Origin of the sequence: Streptomyces humidus (genome assembly GCF_014649655.1) — a bacterium.
In the GTDB taxonomy this organism is placed as follows: domain Bacteria; phylum Actinomycetota; class Actinomycetes; order Streptomycetales; family Streptomycetaceae; genus Streptomyces; species Streptomyces humidus.
Genome location: NZ_BMTL01000006.1, coordinates 36,305 through 53,086, shown reverse-complemented (window position 1 = coordinate 53,086; position 16,782 = coordinate 36,305). Strand labels below are relative to the sequence as shown.

General features: G+C 72.3%; 14 protein-coding genes. 6 read left to right on the top strand and 8 right to left on the bottom strand.

Going from position 1 to position 16,782, the window contains the following annotated elements; translation table 11 throughout:
- Positions 1–11 precede the first annotated feature (11 nt).
- Positions 12–1,067, top strand: coding sequence for a DUF3533 domain-containing protein (locus IE239_RS08220; protein WP_190148611.1), 1,056 nt, complete (start codon positions 12–14; stop codon positions 1,065–1,067).
- A 70-nt stretch (positions 1,068–1,137) separates the two neighbouring features.
- Here IE239_RS08220 and IE239_RS08215 read toward each other — a convergent pair whose 3' ends face one another.
- From IE239_RS08215 to IE239_RS08205, 3 genes are all read right to left on the bottom strand, one after another.
- The gene (locus tag IE239_RS08215) at positions 1,138–2,046 is read right to left on the bottom strand and encodes a S1 family peptidase (RefSeq protein ID WP_190148610.1); all 909 of its coding nucleotides are present in this window, start codon (positions 2,044–2,046) and stop codon (positions 1,138–1,140) included.
- A 502-nt stretch (positions 2,047–2,548) separates the two neighbouring features.
- Entirely contained in the window at positions 2,549–3,148 is a 600-nt protein-coding gene (locus IE239_RS08210) for a GTP-binding protein (protein ID WP_190148609.1), read from the bottom strand.
- 122 nt (positions 3,149–3,270) lie between these two features.
- Complete coding sequence (locus IE239_RS08205) at positions 3,271–4,512, bottom strand: DUF5685 family protein (RefSeq protein ID WP_190148608.1); 1,242 nt, start codon at positions 4,510–4,512, stop codon at positions 3,271–3,273.
- Between the two features lie 312 nt (positions 4,513–4,824).
- Between IE239_RS08205 and IE239_RS08200 the strand changes: the two genes are divergently transcribed.
- Positions 4,825–5,262, top strand: coding sequence for a cell division protein SepF (locus IE239_RS08200; protein ID WP_190148607.1), 438 nt, complete (start codon positions 4,825–4,827; stop codon positions 5,260–5,262).
- A gap of 42 nt (positions 5,263–5,304) precedes the next feature.
- On the opposite strand, the gene IE239_RS08195 is transcribed toward IE239_RS08200, so the two are convergent.
- Together IE239_RS08195 and IE239_RS08190 are read right to left on the bottom strand one after the other, a co-directional pair.
- A complete protein-coding gene (locus IE239_RS08195; RefSeq protein ID WP_190148606.1) occupies positions 5,305–6,495 on the bottom strand; it encodes an acyl-CoA dehydrogenase family protein in 1,191 nt (396 codons plus the stop codon).
- A gap of 485 nt (positions 6,496–6,980) precedes the next feature.
- Complete coding sequence (locus IE239_RS08190) at positions 6,981–8,582, bottom strand: MFS transporter (protein WP_190148605.1); 1,602 nt, start codon at positions 8,580–8,582, stop codon at positions 6,981–6,983.
- Between the two features lie 438 nt (positions 8,583–9,020).
- Here IE239_RS08190 and IE239_RS08185 point away from each other — a divergent pair, with 438 nt between their 5' ends.
- Positions 9,021–10,352, top strand: coding sequence for a mannosyltransferase family protein (locus IE239_RS08185; RefSeq protein WP_190148604.1), 1,332 nt, complete (start codon positions 9,021–9,023; stop codon positions 10,350–10,352).
- Positions 10,353–10,558: 206 nt separating this feature from the next.
- Positions 10,559–11,599: a phosphatase PAP2 family protein gene (locus IE239_RS08180; RefSeq protein WP_190148603.1), complete on the top strand. Its 1,041-nt coding sequence runs from the start codon at positions 10,559–10,561 to the stop codon at positions 11,597–11,599.
- Positions 11,600–11,882: 283 nt separating this feature from the next.
- Here IE239_RS08180 and IE239_RS08175 read toward each other — a convergent pair whose 3' ends face one another.
- Positions 11,883–12,098 carry an I78 family peptidase inhibitor gene (locus IE239_RS08175; RefSeq protein ID WP_190148602.1) on the bottom strand — a complete coding sequence of 72 codons (216 nt, stop codon included), beginning with the start codon at positions 12,096–12,098 and terminating at the stop codon, positions 11,883–11,885.
- A 392-nt stretch (positions 12,099–12,490) separates the two neighbouring features.
- Positions 12,491–13,246, bottom strand: coding sequence for a LysM peptidoglycan-binding domain-containing protein (locus IE239_RS08170; RefSeq protein WP_190148601.1), 756 nt, complete (start codon positions 13,244–13,246; stop codon positions 12,491–12,493).
- Between the two features lie 537 nt (positions 13,247–13,783).
- Here IE239_RS08170 and IE239_RS08165 point away from each other — a divergent pair.
- Both IE239_RS08165 and IE239_RS08160 read left to right on the top strand, forming a co-directional pair.
- Positions 13,784–14,566, top strand: a complete 783-nt coding sequence (locus tag IE239_RS08165) for a DUF8842 C-terminal domain-containing protein (RefSeq protein WP_190148600.1) — start codon at positions 13,784–13,786, stop codon at positions 14,564–14,566.
- A 203-nt stretch (positions 14,567–14,769) separates the two neighbouring features.
- A complete protein-coding gene (locus IE239_RS08160) occupies positions 14,770–15,180 on the top strand; it encodes a hypothetical protein (protein WP_190148599.1) in 411 nt (136 codons plus the stop codon).
- Positions 15,181–15,241: 61 nt separating this feature from the next.
- On the opposite strand, the gene der is transcribed toward IE239_RS08160, so the two are convergent.
- Positions 15,242–16,726, bottom strand: a complete 1,485-nt coding sequence (gene der / locus IE239_RS08155) for a ribosome biogenesis GTPase Der (protein ID WP_190148598.1) — start codon at positions 16,724–16,726, stop codon at positions 15,242–15,244.
- Positions 16,727–16,782 lie beyond the last annotated feature (56 nt).

Genomic DNA, 16,782 nt, shown 5'->3' with positions numbered 1-16,782 from the left:
ACCGTGGGGACATGACGCAGAGCGCCGGCGCCGACGCGCCCCGCGGCCCTTTCCGCGGCTCCTTCCTCGACGAGGTGAAGGACGCCGTCACTCCGCGGGCCACGCTGCTGGTCGTCGGCGTGGTCGCCCTCCATCTGCTCTTCATCGCCTCCTACGTGGGAGCGCTGCACGACCCCAGACCCAAGGACGTGCCCTTCGGGGTCGTCGCGCCCCAGGCCGTCGCCCGGCAGACGGCGACCCTGCTGGAGCGGCTGCCCGGCGGCCCCCTGGACCCGCGGGTCGTGGCCGACACCGCGACGGCCCGCGAGCAGATCCTCGAACGGAAGATCGACGGCGCCCTGGTCGTCGGCCCGGCGGGCGGCGCCGACACCCTCCTGGTGGCCACCGGCGGCGGCAAGGTGCTGGCCGCCACCCTGGCGACGCTCACCACCACCCTGGAGAAGTCCCGGGCACGCACCCTGCGGACCGTCGACGTGGTCCCGGCCGCCAAGGAGGACGCCAACGGGCTGTCGTCGTTCTATCTGACCGTCGGCTGGTGCGTGGGCGGCTACCTCTGCGCCTCGATCATGGTCATCAGCTCGGGCGCCGGCCGCTCCACCCCGCGGCGCGCGGCGATCCGGCTGCTCGCCATGGCCGTCGTCGGGATCGTCGGCGGACTCGGCGGCGCCCTGATCGTCGGGCCGGTCCTGGACGCCCTGCCGGGCGGCGTCGCGGCCTACTGGGGGCTCGGCGCGCTGACCGTCTTCGCCGTCGGCGCGGCCACGCTCGCCTTCCAGGGCGTCTTCGGGCTCGCCGGCATCGGGCTGGTCATCCTGCTCGTGGTGATCCTGGGCAACCCGAGCGCGGGCGGCGCCCTGCCGCCTCCGCTGCTCCCGCCGTTCTGGAAGGCGATCGGCCCGGCGCTGCCGCCCGGCGCGGGGACCTGGGCGGCGCGCTCGATCGCCTACTTCGAGGGCAACGGCATGACCGCGTCCCTGCTGGTGCTGTCCGCGTGGGCGGCCGGGGGCGTCGTCGTCACCCTGCTGGCCTCGGTCCTGCGGACGCACCGCGCGCAGAGCACGCCGTGACGCGCGGCGGCCGGACGCGGGCAGCGAGGAGCCCCCGCACGGCGGTTCGCGTGCGGGGGCCCGGGGCGAGCTAGAAGACGCTGACGCCGTAGGCGTTCAGGGCCTCCACCACCGGCTGGAAGAAGGTGGTGCCGCCGGAGCTGCAGTTGCCGCTGCCACCGGAGGTCAGGCCGTAGGCGACGCCGCTGGTCGAGTACAGCGCGCCGCCGGAGTCACCGCCCTCGGCGCAGACGGTGGTCTGGATCATGCCGTAGACGACGTCGCCGCCGCCGTAGTTGACGGTCGCGTTCAGCGCGGTGACGCGGCCGCTGTGGATGCCGGTGGTCGAGCCGTCACGGTAGACCGTCGCGCCGACGCTGGGCGTCCCCGCGCTGGTGATGTCCGTGTTGCCCGCGGTGCCGGACTTGGTGACGGAGGTGTTGGTGTAGCGGACCAGCGCATAGTCGTTCGTCGGGAAGCTGTAGCCGACGTTCGTGCCCAGGGTGCTCGTCTGCCCGGAGTTGGAGTACCAGGTCGAGGCGACCTCGCCGCAGTGCCCTGCGGTGAGGAAGTAGTAGGTGCTGCCGCTGCGGACGTTGAAGCCGAGCGAGCAGCGGTAGCCGCCGCCGTAGATGGCGTCGCCGCCGGCGATGAGCTTGGTGATCTTGCCCGGGGTGTGCTTGATCGTGAGCGCGCCGGCGTTGCGGCCCGCCTCCTGCCTGATCTTCGCGATCTCGGACTCGGAGACCGTGCTGTCGACGGTGACCACCAGTCGGTTGGTCTTGGCGTCGACCGCCCAGGCGGTGCCCGGGACGTCCGCCTTGAGCACCGAGGCGTCGGCGCTCTTGAGTTCGGCCGCGCTGAAGGTGGTGTCGTCCGCCGCGCTCGCGTGGGGGATCGCGAGGGCGGCCGCGGCAACGAGTCCGGTGGCGACGGCGGTCAGCCGGATCCGTCTCGAGACGCCGCTCATGGTGGTGGGGGTGGTGCGCTTGATCCTCACGTTTCGTTCCCTCCTAGGGGAAGTCGGGGGCCCGTCGTGTGGGGTCGGGGCCCGTGAGGCGCAGCCAGGACCGACGTTCGTCCGGATTGCGGACACGCCGTGGCCCTGACAAGCGCTGAGGGGGAGTATTCGGCCGAACGGCCGGTAGACGCAAGGGCGCCTTTCAGCCGTCAACCAGTGAGGGGACTACGGGAGTCGAACCCTCTCGCAGTCCTCTTTCCCCAGCTCAGACCGGGTTGCGCTCCTCTTCCTCGACCGCCACGTCCCATGTCTTCCCGGCAGAGGCGGCTGACGGACCGAAGTACCGGCAATGGTGCACGGAGGCAGTACGGCCGCGTCGAGGACCACCGCCGTGCGCCCGTCCGCGTCCGGTCCGCTGCCGCCTGCCGGTCTGCGCGGACAGGCTCCGGACTCGCGCCGGGCCCCGCCCGGGGCGACCCGCGCCATGACGATCCGCCTCGGGCTCCCTCACCTCAGCTTCTTCAGCTCCCTCGGGCTCCCGTCACCCTCGCGCCGCCACCGCCCGATGACCGGGCGCGGCCCGGAACCCGATCACCAGATCCATCAAGGCGCCCAGCACATCCCGCACGGACCCCCGCTCCCGCGCGTCGCACTCGAGCACGGGAACGTCCGCGCCCAATCCCAACGCCTCCCTGACGTCGTCCAGTTCGAACCGCTCCGCCCCGTCGAAGCGGTTGACGGCGAGAACGAACGGCGCGCCCTGCGCCTCGAAGTAGTCGAGAGCCGGGTAGCACTCCTCGATGCGCCGGGTGTCCGCGAGGACGACCGTTCCCAGCGCGCCCTCCACCAGGTCGTCCCACAGGAACGAGAAGCGGTCCTGCCCCGGCGTCCCGAACAGGTACAGCGCGATGGCGGGATCGAGCCTGATGCGCCCGAAGTCGAGCGCGACGGTGGTCGCCGTCTTGGACTCGACGCCGTCGAGCGAGTCGACGCCCACCGACACCTGGGTGATCGGCGCCTCCGTGTCCAGCGGCTCGATCTCGGAGACGGCGGCGATGAAGGTGGTCTTGCCCACCCCGAGCCCCCCGCTCACGACGATCTTCACGGCGAGCGGCACGGTCTGGTCAGAACGCCCGGGCATGGTCCGTGGTCCTTTCGAGCATCCGCATCTTGGCGGGAGATACGTCGCGCGGACCCCCGGCGCTCACCGCACCGGCGGCCGCCACGGACGGCGAGCGTCCCCGCACGGCATGTGACGGCGCGTCAGCAGGAGCAGTCGCAGTCGCAGCACTCGCAGCACGAACACCCGTCGCAGCAGTCGCAGCAGCCGCCGTCACAGCCGCCGCAGTCGCCGCAGTCGTTGCACAGGCCCTCGCGCTTCTTCCTCGACCAGGGACCCTCGAACTCGTCGGCGCAGCACGCCTTGCAGGTGCAGCACAGTCCGATCGCGACCGCGCAGCCGGCCAGGAAGCCCCGCTTCCGCGGCCGGGGCGGCTCACCGCCGTAGGGATTGCCGTACGGATTGCCCGGCGTGTTCGGAGCGTGGGGATCCGCCGGGTTCCGCGGCGCGTAGGGCCCGGTCGGCGGCCCGAACGCCCCCTCGGCGCCGAGCGCGCCCTCGGGCCCGTGGGCGTGCCCGCACGAACTCGTTCCGAACGCCCGGTCCACCGACCGTCCCAGTTCGTGCGCGAGCAGCAGATGCGCCAGCCTGCCCTCCACGAACTCGACGTCCCGCAGGGCGAGCCGGATGCCGTGCAGGGCGTCGTCGGCGAGCCGGCGGGCCTCGGCGAGCGAGGTCCCCGTGGCCGTCAGCGGGTTCCAGGCGCCGGCCGCCGCGTCCGCGGCCCGGTCCTCGACGGCGTCCAGCAGATGCGCCAGCCGTCCGAAGAGGCGGCCGGCCTCGGCGAGCGGCACGGCGTTGGCCGGCCGGCCCGCCAGGACCGCGGTGTGCGCGAAGGCGGCGGCGGTGGCGGTCTCGGTCGGCTCGGTGACGGTCAGCAGCGGAGTGCCCGGACCGGCGAGCGCCTCGATGCCGACCTGCCGGTCCACGGCGTCGACGAGGACGGCGGTGTCGAACCCCACGGCCGCTCCGCCGCGTTCCCCGGCCCGCCCCCAGCTCGCCGCGACCCGACGCGCGGCGACGGCGACCGGCCGCCGCGCCAGCACCCCGTCCCCGTCGGCGACATGGTCACGCACCTTGGCGGAGGCGAGGACCAGCGAGACGGCGGCCGCGAGCCGTGCGCCCTCGCCCTGGGCGACGGAAGCGGTGCGCATGCCCCGCAGCGGGCACGGCCCCGCCGTGCGCCGCCACCCGTCGGCGGCGACGCGCTCGGCCTGAGCCTCCGTCAGGACCGATATGAGCAGACCGTCGTAATTGGTGACGACCCGCGCGAACTGCCCGTGGTCGCCGCGCAGCGCGAGACACAGCCCGCACAGGTGGGCCATCCACTGGGTCTTGAGACTCTCTCCGAGCCGATGGCTGCACGGCCTGACGATTCCGAACACGACAACCCCCGTCGTCCTTGGGACATTGAGCTGCCGCATGCTATCGACCGATTGTCATGGCGGATCGGGGGCACTCGGTTCACCCGGACGCACCGTCCGTCACCCGTCCGCCACAAAGAATCATATTTCACTCACAGTCAGCAGTCCTATGCGGTGCGACCCTTGGGAGACGCGGGCTCTCGACGTATTAGCTGTGCACCAGTACCGTCACAAACCCCCCGCGCGGCGTCTATCCACTTGGCGCGACATCCGCATCATGGACGACCATGGGGAATGCGGAAAGCAGAAAGACCGCTGTGAGAGGAGGCGTCCATGGGATCGGTGCGCAAGGCGAGTGCCTGGCTTGGCCTCGTCGACGACAACGATGACGAGCGTTACTACGACGACGACTATTCCGAGGGGACCGACTCGCAGGACGCCTGGGTCACCGACCCGCGCGTGAAGGTGGCGGCGGACACGGCCGAGGAGAAGGGCCGCCGCATCGGCACCGTCACCCCGGACAGCTTCCGGGACGCGCGGGCGATCGGCGAACTGTTCCGCGAGGGCGTGCCGGTCATCATGAACCTCACCGCCATGGAGGCCGCCGACGCCAAGCGCGTCGTCGACTTCGCGGCAGGGCTGATCTTCGGCCTGCGGGGTTCGATCGAGCGGGTGTCCACCCGGGTGTTCCTGCTGACCCCCGCCAACACGGAGATCGTGAACGGGGACCCGTCCGCGCGTCGGACGGACGGTTTCTTCAACCAGAGCTGAGGCAGGGCCGCTCGTCGGCCCTGCCTCGGCCCCCGGGCCGGGTCAGCGGAAGGCGTCGAGTCCGGTGAGCGCCTTGCCCAGCACGAGCTGGTGCATCTCGACGGTGCCCTCGTAGGTGAGGACCGACTCGAGGTTGGTCGCGTGCCGCATGACGGGGTATTCGAGCGAGATCCCATTGGCGCCGAGGACGGTGCGCGCGGTCCGGCAGATCTCGATCGCCTCCCGCACGTTGTTGAGCTTGCCGAAGCTGACCTGCTCGGGACGCAGGCGGCCGGCGTCCATGCGCCGCCCCAGATGGTGGGCGAGCAGAATCCCTTTGTGCAACTCCACCGCCATGTCGGCGAGCTTGGCCTGCGTGAGCTGGAACCCCCCGATGGGCCGCCCGAACTGCTCCCGGGTCTTCGCGTACTCGACGGCGGTCTCGAAGCACGACCGGGCCGCGCCCATCGCGCCCCAGACGATTCCGTAACGGGCGTGGGACAGACAGCTGAGCGGGCCGCGCAGCCCGGTGACCTCCGGCAGCACCGCGTCGGCCGGCAACCGCACGTCGTCGAGCACGAGTTCGCTGGTCACGCTGGCCCGCAGGGACCACTTGTGCTTGATCTCCGGCGCGGAGAAACCGGGGCTGTCGGCGGGTACCACGAACCCCCGGATCCCCTCCTCGGTCTGCGCCCACACGATGGCGACCCCGGCGACCGACCCGTTGGTGATCCACATCTTCCGCCCGTCGAGCACCCAGTCCGAGCCGTCCCGCTTGGCGTACGTCCGCATGCCGGCCGGGTCGGACCCGTGGTCGGGCTCGGTGAGCCCGAAGCACCCGATGACCTCACCGGCGGCCATGCGGGGCAGCCACTCCCGCTTCTGCTCCTCGGAGCCGAACCGGTGGACGGCGTACATGGCCAGGGACCCCTGCACGGAGACGAGCGAGCGGATCCCGGAGTCGGCCGCCTCCAGCTCCAGACAGGCGAGCCCGTACTGCACGGCGCTCGCGCCGGCGCACCCGTACCCGCTGAGCGACATCCCGAGCGCGCCGATCCCGCCGAGCTCCCGGGCGAGCTCCCGGATGACCGGCAGCTCCCCGCTCTCGTACCACTCGGCGACGTACGGCAGCACCCGGTCCGCCGCCCAGTCGCGCACGGTGTCCCGGATCGCCAGGTCCTCGGCGTCCAGCAGATCGTCGATGCCGAGCGGATCGGCGGGGTCGAACGGGGGCAACTTCGAGGACGCGGACATAGGGCAGCCTCCGACAGAAACCAAAAACTAGCACCGCTAGTAAAATTCTCCCGCCCGACCCTATGATCCGTCGGCCCACACGTCCAGTACCACCCGCGCAGTACCACCCGCGACGTGGACCGCGGGCCCGGCGCACGGCGGCCGCACCGAGAACCTCGCCCGGACCGCACACAGCGAGCCTGCCCCCCGGACCACCGGTGCCGGGCACGGGCGGCCGCGCAACGGGCGGGCGGACGGGCAACAGGCACGGACGGCAGGCAGCGGACGGCCGGGCGGCGGGCGGCGGGCAGCGGGCGGCAGGCGGCAGACACGGACGGCCAGGCTGCAGGCGGCGGGCGACAGGCAGGCCGCCGGGCCGTACGCACAAGCCGCGGACGGCGACGACGCATCACCCCCACGGGCAACGCCCCTGCGCCCATCGCCACGGGCAGCACGCAGGCGGGACGGGAGAGCGACCGGCAGGCCGCGGGTCACCGGGGGAAGGCTCAGGCGGAGACGCGGGACTCCACGACTTCCCGAGGCGCCGGAACCCCCACCCCCGCCGGAGGCGCCTCGCACTGCATGACCCGCGGCAACCGCAACGCCATCACCGCTCCCAGCAGCAGCAACCCCGCGCTCACCAGCAACGTGACATGCAGCCCGTGCACGAAACTGTCCTTCGCGGCCCGCCGCAGTGCCGCCCCGGCCGGCCCGCCCAGTCGGCCGGCCACGCCGTAGGCCTCGCCCAGCGAATGCCCCGCGGCCGCCGACGCCGACGCCGGCACACCGGGCACGGAGGACAGTCCGGGAGCGTACGCCGCGTTCATCACACTCCCCAGGAGCGCGATCCCGATCCCCGCCCCCAGCTGGTACGACGTCTCGCCGATCGCCGCCGCCCCGCCCGCCTGCTCCTGCGGAGCCTCGCTCAGCATCGACTCGTACGCCGCGAACAACGTCGTCTCCAGACCGAACCCGAGCAGCAGGAACCCGATCAGCAGCAGCCCCGCGTTGTCCGACCCGCCCATCGCGGTCAGCACCAGCACGGCCACCGCCGTGAGCCCGAACCCCCCGCACACCATCCGCCGCGGCCCGAACCCCCGCAGCAGCCGCGCCCCCGCCAGCCCCGCCGCCATCGCGGAGAAGGTCAGCGGCAGGAGCCGCAGCCCCGTCTCCAGGGGAGACAGCCCGAGCACGAGCTGCAGGTACTGAGCCGCGATCAGCTCGAGACCGACCAGCGCCAGCATGGCCAGCACGATGCATCCCACCGACGTGCTGAACGCCGGCCGCGCGAACATCCCCAGGTCCACCAGGGGGTGCGTGCGGCGCCGCTGACGTCGTACGAAGAGGACGATCAGCACCGCGCCCACTACCAGCGGCACCACGGTGAACGGCCCCGGCTCCCCGCCGCCCAGCTGCTTCACGCCGAGCACGACGCCGAAGAGTCCCGCCGCGGCCATCAGCGCGCCGACCACGTCCCAGGGACCGTCCCCCGCCCCGCGCGACTCGGGCAGCAGCAGCCGGCCCACCGGCAGGCTGACCAGCATCAGCGGGATGTTGACGAGGAAGACCGAGCCCCACCAGAAGTGTTCGAGGAGGAAGCCGCCGAGCAGCGGGCCGATCGCCGCGCCGACCGCTGCCACCGCGCTCCAGATGCCTACCGCCAGCGCGCGCTCACGCCGGTCCGGGAACACCTGCCGCAGGATCGACAGCGTCGCGGGCATGATCATCGCACCGCCCACCCCCAGCAGCGCCCGCGCCATGATCAGCGTCTGCGCGCTTCCGGCGAACGCCGCCAGCGCGGAGGCGACGCCGAACAGGGCGTATCCGAGGAGCAGGATCCGTCTGCGGCCGACCCTGTCGCCGAGCGTGCCGAACAGGATCAGCAACGAGGCGCAGACCAGCGGATAGGTGTCGACGATCCAGAGCAGCTCGATCGCGCCGGGCCGCAGGTCCTCGGTGACGGCGGGCACCGCCACGTGCAGCACGGTCGCGTCGACGGCGACCAGGAGCAGGCTGACGCACAGCACCACCAGGACGACCCAGCGGTTGGCACCGGCCTGGGCCGTCCTCCGGCGCAGCCCAGCGGCGGCCGTGGTCGTCCCGGACATGTACGTACCTCCCAGGTGATCCCTCGGTCCGGCGGGTTCGCGGGGTGGGGGCTCCCCGCGACTCGGCCGGAGAGGAGCGGTGATCTCCGGCCCGCGCAAACGAACACGAGTGACACGCAGCGTACGCGAGTTCGCGCGGGGGCCACGTGGCGGACATCTCACCGTTCACGAGCGGCCCCTGTGGCGTACGCCACTCCGCCCCCGGCTTCCCACCCCGCCCGCCCTCTCCCGCCTCCGCCCCACGCCCCCGCTCCCCACCCCACCGCACGCCCGCCCGTACCCCTGCCGCCCCCACAGCCCCTGCCCGTCCTCCGTCCCGCACCCACCCCGCACTCCCATGCCGCACCCCGCCCCCGGTCACACTCCGCATCCCCTCCGGCACGCCCCCCGTCGCACTCGGCGGTCCCGGGCTCCGGGCGCCCGTCGATAATCGAGCCCGTGACCGATCTCCAGACCCGCGTGAGGCCCCCCGGCTCCGCGTCCCCGCGCCGGGCGGCGCCCGCCCTGCTGGGGTACGCGGCCGTGCGCGCCCTGGGCCTGCTCGGCCTCGTCCTGTGGAGCGCCGCGCGCGACAAGAGCGCGTACACGCTGCTCACCGCCCGCTGGGACGCCCTCTGGTACGCCAGGGTCGCCGAGCTGGGATACGGCTACGAGGTCCGTCTGCCGAACGGGGACGTGCACTCCGACCTGGCCTTCTTCCCGCTGCTGCCCTGGCTGGAGAAGCTGCTGCACGCGGCCACCCCGCTGTCGTACGCGGACGCCGGTTTCGTCGTGTCCCTGCTCGCCTCGCTCGCGGCGGCCTGGGGGATCTTCGCGGTCGCCGACCACGTCCACGGACGGCGGGCCGGCGTGTGCGCGGTGCTGGTGTGGGCCGTCCTGCCGGTCGGGATCGTGCAGTCGATGGCGTACAGCGAGTCGCTGTTCACCGCGCTGGCCGCCTGGTCGCTGTACTCGGTGCTCACCGGCCGGTGGCTGACCGCGGGAGCCCTGGCGTCACTGTCCGGCCTGACCCGCCCGGTGGGGCTCGCGGTGGTCGCGGCGGTGTGGGCGGCCGGCGCGGCGTCGCTCCTCCGTGACCGTGCGGCGGTCCCGGAGGGCTCGACGGCGACCGGCGCGGAGTCGCTTCTCGCTGACCGTGCGGCGGCCTCCGAGGTCTCGATCGCGGGAACCCGCAGCACAGCGCCCGCGTCCGGCGCGCACACCCGCAAACGCGCCCCCGGTCCTTCCAGCGAAGCCCTCGCGGGGCGCGAACGGAATGCCGTGCACCCCCGCTTCACTCCGCACGCCCTCGCCATACTCCTCGCACCCCTCGGTGCCGCCGGGTACGTCCTGTGGGTCGGGCACCGCACGGGCCGCGGCCCCCTCGGCTATCTCGACGTGCAGGCGGGCTGGCGCAACGGCTTCGACGGCGGTTACGCCTTCGCCCGGTTCGTCGCCGGCAAGTTCACGTCGCTCCCCTCCGCCCTCGCCGGCCTCGGACTGATCGTCGGCGTCGTCCTGCTGCTGTGGCTGTACGCCGTCTGCGTACGGCAGGGCCAGCCGCTGCCGCTGCTGGTGTACGGCGGCGCGGTCCTCGCGCTCGCCCTGTGCGCGTCCAGCTACTTCGGCTCGAAGCCGCGGCTGCTCCTGCCGGCCTTCCCACTGCTGCTGCCGCCCGCCCTGGCCCTGTCCCGGCTGCGCACGAGCAGGGCGGCGCTGGTCGTGGGGTGCGCGGCGACGGCCTCGGCCGTGTACGGGGCGTGGTGGCTGAACGGCTCCGGCCCCCCGTGAGTGATGTCCGGCTTTTCAGTGAAACATTTCATCGGTTCCCTAAAACTATCCCCAGGAATGATCAAAAGAATTGAAGGGAACAGCGTTCGACGATTAGTGATTCCATGGGGATAAACTGCGTTCTGAGAGCAATCCCACATCACATCGTCATCACAAACCAGCGGATTCGGCAGGGTTTCGAGCTCACTCGCTGTAACGTCGTTTGGGTGCGTACCGAACGAAACCCCACCCGTCTGGACCGGGTGTTCGCCAGGCTCGACCGTGAGCCGGAACGACCGGCCCACATCGATGTGCCGAAGATGAGCAGGCACCGGGTCGCCCTGTTGCTGGCGACCCTGGCCTTCTATCTGGCGATCGTATGGCTCGTGGTGATCACGTCGTGGCTGGTCCGCCTCGACTGGCAGGTCATGTTCTTCCGGCCTTACCAGCAGTGGCCTGAGATCCACGCCTTCCTCGACTACTACGTGGTCCTCGGCCAGCGCGGCCCGACCGCCGTGATGGTCGCCGCCTGGCTCGGCTGGAGATCCTGGCGGCAGCACACCCTGCGCCCGCTGCTCACCCTGGGCGCCTCGCTGCTGCTGCTGAACATCACCGTCGGCGCGGCGAAGCTCGGCATGGGCCGGCTGGGGCCGCACTACGCGACCACCATCGGATCGAACGAGATGGGCCTGGGCGGCGATATATTCCCCAGCGGCCACACCGCCAACGCGGTCGTGACCTGGGGAATCCTGGCGTATCTGGCCTCCACGCCGAGGGCCCGGCGCTGGCTGTCCGCCGTGTCCGCGGTCGTCTCCCTGGGCGTCGGCCTGACCACCGTCTACCTCGGTACGCACTGGTTGAGCGACGTGGTGCTCGGCTGGGCCGCCGGGCTGCTGATCCTGCTGGCGCTGCCCTGGTGCGAGCCGCTGATCGCCCGCGCCGAGGTCTCGATCTTCGCGCTGCGCGACCGTCTGCGCGAGCGTCCCAGCCGTGCGGTCGCCGCTCCGGCCCCGGTGCCCTCCACCCCCGTCGCGGCGCACGTGGCGCTCGCACAGGTCCCCGCGGCCCAGGAGGAGGCCGCCACGGTGCGCGAACCGGTCTCCCCGGCCCGCGTGCCGCGCTCGCCCGCCTACCTGGCCCCGGGCCCGCACACGACCCGTTCCGAGCGCACCCCCGTCACCCCGGTCGGCAGCCGCCGTCCGCCGCACGCCGACCGCCTCCCGCGCGGCGCGGCGGCCTCGGCGGCCCGCCCCCTCGCCGGCGGCTGACCACGACGGACGCCGCCGCACGACCGCGGGCCCCCGGTACGCACCCCGGCCCCGCACCCGAAGGCCCCGGTTCCCCCCTTCCGGAACCGGGGCCTTCACCGTGCCCATACCTGTATCGCACCCCGCTCACGTGGCTGTATCGCGCCCGCCCGCGTCCCCGCTCACGGCCCGCCAGGCCCCGCTCACGTCCCCGGCACGCCCCGGTCGCGTCCCCGGCACGCCCCGGTCGCGTCCGTGGCGCGGACGCGTCCGTACCGGCGCCGTGCGGGCCGTCGCGGCCGTCTCAGCCCTTCCAGGCACGGGCGACGCGGCCGTCCCGCACCTCGAGGTTCAGCCGCCCGAAGCGGTACTCCATGGTGACGATCGTCCCGGGGGCCAGCGACCGCACCGTCGACCACCCCCGTTCGCGCGCGAGCCGCTCGGCCTGCCCGGCCTCCAGGCCGACATAGCCGTCCGGACTGTCCTGGGGCTCCGCCGGCGGAGTCGTGTTCGGTGCCATGTCCCCACGCTAGGCCCCGACGCGCCCGGGGAACACCGAACGGGGGATGCGGAACCAGCCGGTCACACTTCTGTCACAGGATCCCGACACGCGTTTCAACCGCCGTACGGCCATCCGTGCACAGCGGACCGTCACACGTACGAGCGGTTTCGAAGGCCTTATCCACATGTTCGAACGCAATTCGCGGCACCCGTCCGAGTGCCGCGAATAAACCGCCGGAAAGAGGTCGGGAACACGTTCCGGGAGACCGATTGATTTCGTTTCCGCCCGACCGCCGAAAGCTGACGGCCCATAGGAAATACACGGCTCCTCCACATGCCCCCCGTGCGGACACGGCGGCCCCGGCCGGTCGTCTCACCGGGCGGGGCCGCCGTGTCGCCGGGCCGGAACGGTCAGAGCGTGAGGCGCTGCCCGGGGACGATCAGGTCGGGGTCGCCGCCGATGACGGCCTGGTTGCCGGCGTAGACCCGCTGCCAGGTCATCCCGTTGCGGGCCGCGATGGCGCTCAGGGTGTCGCCCTGGCGGACGGTGTAGTCGCCGCGGGACGTGCCGCGCGAGGTCTGGCCCGTCGAGCGCTCCGGCGCGGCGGAGGAGCGCGTCCTCGACGACCCGGACCCGGACGACTCCGTGGAGCCGGATCCGGACTTCGTGGAGTTCTCGTACGTCGTGCGGTTCTTGTACTTCCGGCTGTCCGAGGAGGCCGAGGAGTCCGACTTCGAGGAGCCCGACCCGTCCGAGCCGGACGCGGCGGAGGAGGACCGGCCGGCCCCCGGCGCGCTGCCGGCCGCTCCCGCGCGCGCCGAGCAGGTCGGCCACGCACCCCACCCCTGGGAGTTCTGCACCTTGGTGGCCACGGAGATCTGCTGTGCCTTACTGGCCTTGTCGGCGGTCGACGCGTAGGCGGCCCCGCCGTACGCGCGCCAGGTGCCGGCGGAGAACTGCAACCCGCCGTAGTACCCGTTGCCGGTGTTGATGTGCCAGTTGCCGCCGCTCTCGCACTGGGCGATGCGGTCCCACACCCCGCTGTCGGCCGCCACCGCGTCACCGGTGGCGGAGAGCAGCCCGAGAGGGGCGAGAAGAACCGCCCCGGCGAGGACCGCCGTCTTGCGCGACGACTTGCGGTTGTGGTGATCGGCACATTCGGACATGTAGATCCCTCTCTACGTACCCGGGCTCCCCCTGACCGGAGCGCGGCGGCCGCGCAGGGACGCGGTCGGCGCGCTCCGCCCCGTCCGTCGGCGGTCGTGCTGCGCGCTGTCTGGTTCTGCGCGGCCGGCGGACGTTCCCGAGCGGTGCTCGTTGCACACGGCGGAGCAATCTATGGACCTGACGCCCCGTTATCAACCAACTCGCCATTGACGCAGGCCAGTTAACAGTTACCTTGGGTAGCGGCTGTTTCAAGCCACCCATTTCGTCCCTGCTTTTCGTGATGTGTCGACCTCGCCACCGCCCCTCCTGTGAGTCAGCTCACCGCCTCAACTGTCGTGACCTCCCCGTTACTTGACGTGGAGTGTTCGATTCCGCACACAGGGTGACCCTCCGTGCGAGGCGGTTCGATTCCGTTCGCTCTGCAGCGTGACTCCCGCCACAGATCGCCCGTTGTCATCTTCATGAGCCGGGGCCCACCCGGACCACGAGCCGGAGCATCCGGCCTCGCCCACGCACCGCATCCGAGGGAGCCACCCGTGCCGCGCATGCTCGACGTCAGCGACGAGGTACGCGCCGAGATCGGCGACGAAGAAGCCGACCGGCTGCTCGCCGGAGACAACGCCCCGGGCAGTTACGACTGCACGTCCTGCCGCACCCCGGGCGACTCCGAGAACGAGCACACCAGCACCGTCCTGTTCATCGGGGACGAGACCGCCGTCCTGGCCTTCGCCCACGCCACCTGCCTGCCCTCCCAGGTCGTCCAGGTGACCGAGGCGCAACTGCAGGGCGCGGTGCGCTCCATCAGCGGCGACACCGTAGACCTGGACGCCGGCAAGGTCGTGCCCGAGCAGGCGGTGCTCGGCGTCACGAGCGGACTCGTCCTGATCGCCGGGGAGTTGCACCCCGCCCTGGTCGTCGAGCCGACCGCGCCCATCGTGCGGCCCGGCACGACCGGCGCCGGCGACGACTTCCTGCCGCTCCTCATCGAGCAGGGCTTCATGCCGCTGAGCGAACTGACCGAGGTGCCGCCGGTACAGCACGGCTGGTCCGTGCTGCTGGCGATGGGGCAGCTGCACGCCGTGCTGCAGCCGTCGTCCCACGGCGGTCAGCCCGTCGCCTGGTGGCAGGCGCACCAGCCGCTGCAGGTGACGGAGGGATGGCGGGCCGCGGCCAACAAGCACCAGCAGGTGCTGATGTTCGCGGCCCCGGTGGGCTCCATCGGACGCCAGCCCCGGGAGGACCTCCTGCGGGACGCGCTGGACAAGGCCGCCGCGAACGGGCACCTGGTCGGTGCGGCCCTCCCCCTCGCGGGGACCTGAGTCCGCCCCGGCGGCGGGGCCGGGAGCCGCACGGCATGGCCCGGCGCCGCAGTTGTCCGGTGCGCGCAGCGACCGGGGGCGGGGCAGGCGGCCGTCGTCCATGGCCGGCACCACGGAGCCGCGCTCCACGGCGCCACCGCCCTCCTCCGCGGCGGAGGCCCGTGGTGCCGCATCCCTTCCCGTGCCGCGTCGTTTGGACATACGTGCACACCTACGACGTTCCCCGCCGCCCGCCCTACCAGTCGATCCCGTCCGCTCGACCGGCTCGGGACTCCCAGAGCGGCCCCTCGGCCACGCCGATCTACGACGCGCTCTACGCGGAGTACGTCAAGACGTTCCGTTCACTGCCGGGCGACCGCAGCGGCGAGGAGGAACTGGGGTTCACCGCCTTCGGGAACATCCCGTACCGCACGGGCTCGTACACGGTGCCGCGCCCGGGGTCGTTCAGCAGCTCGTACAGCGCCTACAGCGCGGGGGCGCAGAGCGCGCGGCACGGGACCGGGCAGCAGTCCCAGTGGCAGCGGGTCGGACCGATCGGTCAGCAGCAGCCCGGGCCCACCACGATGCACCACGTCCCGGCGGCCCTTCCGCCTGCTCCCCGAAGGACCCGCTGAGCGGCTCCGCACACGGCTGGAGGGCGGCGCCCGCACCGGGCGCCGCCCTCCAGCCGTGTCGTCACTTCTTCTTGTTGCCGCCGCGCTTCTCGCGCACCCGGACCGAGATGTGGATCGGCGTGCCCTCGAAGCCGAACTCCTCGCGCAGCCGGCGCTCGATGAAGCGCCGGTAACCCGCCTCGATGAAGCCGGACGCGAAGAACACGAACCGCGGGGGCTTGGTGCCGGCCTGGGTGCCGAAGAGGATGCGCGGCTGCTTGCCGCCCCGGACGGGGTGCGGGTGGGCCGCGACCAGCTCGCCGAGGAAGGCGTTCAGGCGGCCCGTCGGAACGCGGGTCTCCCAGCCTGCCAGGGCGGCCTCGATCGCCGGGACCAGCTTCTCCATGTGCCGCCCGGTGCGCGCCGAGACGTTCACCCGCGGCGCCCACGCCACCTGCGCGAACTCGGTCTCGATCTCCCGCTCCAGGTAGTAGCGGCGCTCCTCGTCGAGGGTGTCCCACTTGTTGTAGGCGATGACCAGCGCGCGCCCGGCGTCCACGGCCATCGTCACGATGCGCTGGTCCTGTACCGAGATCGACTCGGAGGCGTCGATCAGGATGACCGCCACCTCGGCCTTCTCCACGGCCGCGGCGGTGCGCAGCGAGGCGTAGTAGTCGGCGCCCTGCTGGAGGTGGACGCGCTTGCGGATGCCCGCCGTGTCGACGAACTTCCAGGTGACGCCGCCGAGTTCGATCAGCTCGTCGACCGGGTCACGGGTGGTGCCCGCGATCTCGTTGACGACGACGCGCTCCTCGTTCGCCACCTTGTTCAGCAGCGAGGACTTGCCGACGTTCGGGCGGCCGATGAGCGCGATGCGGCGCGGGCCGCCGACCGCGGCGCCGAAGGTCTGCGCGGGCGCCTCCGGCAGGGCCTCCAGGACGGCGTCCAGCATGTCGCCGGTCCCCCGGCCGTGCAGGGCGGAGATCGGGTGCGGCTCGCCGAGGCCGAGGGACCACAGGTAGGCCGCGTCGGCCTCCGCGCTCGGGCCGTCGACCTTGTTGGCGGCCAGCACGACGGGCTTGCCCGCCTTGCGCAGCAGCCGGACGACCGCCTCGTCGGTGTCGGTCGCGCCGACCTTGGCGTCGACGACGAAGACGACGGCGTCGGCGGCCTCGATCGCGTACTCGGCCTGCGCGGCCACGGAGGCGTCGATGCCGAGGACGTCCTGCTCCCAGCCGCCGGTGTCGACGAGCTTGAAGCGGCGGCCGGACCATTCGGCCTCGTAGGTCACACGGTCGCGGGTCACGCCCGGCTTGTCCTCGACGACGGCCTCGCGGCGGCCGATGATCCGGTTCACCAGAGTCGACTTGCCGACGTTGGGGCGGCCGACGACGGCGAGCACGGGAAGCGGCCCGTGGCCGGCCTCCTCGATGGCGCCCTCGACGTCCTCGACGTCGAAGCCCTCGACCGCGGCGAGCTCCATGAACTCCGCGTACTCGGCGTCACCGAGCGCCCCGTGGTCGTGCTCGAAGGAGTCCGAGCCGTCGGGCTGGATGTGGTCGTTCATGAAGTCCGTACCTCGTCGTTCATTCGTGGTGATCGGTGGAGCACCCGTTCTGTCCG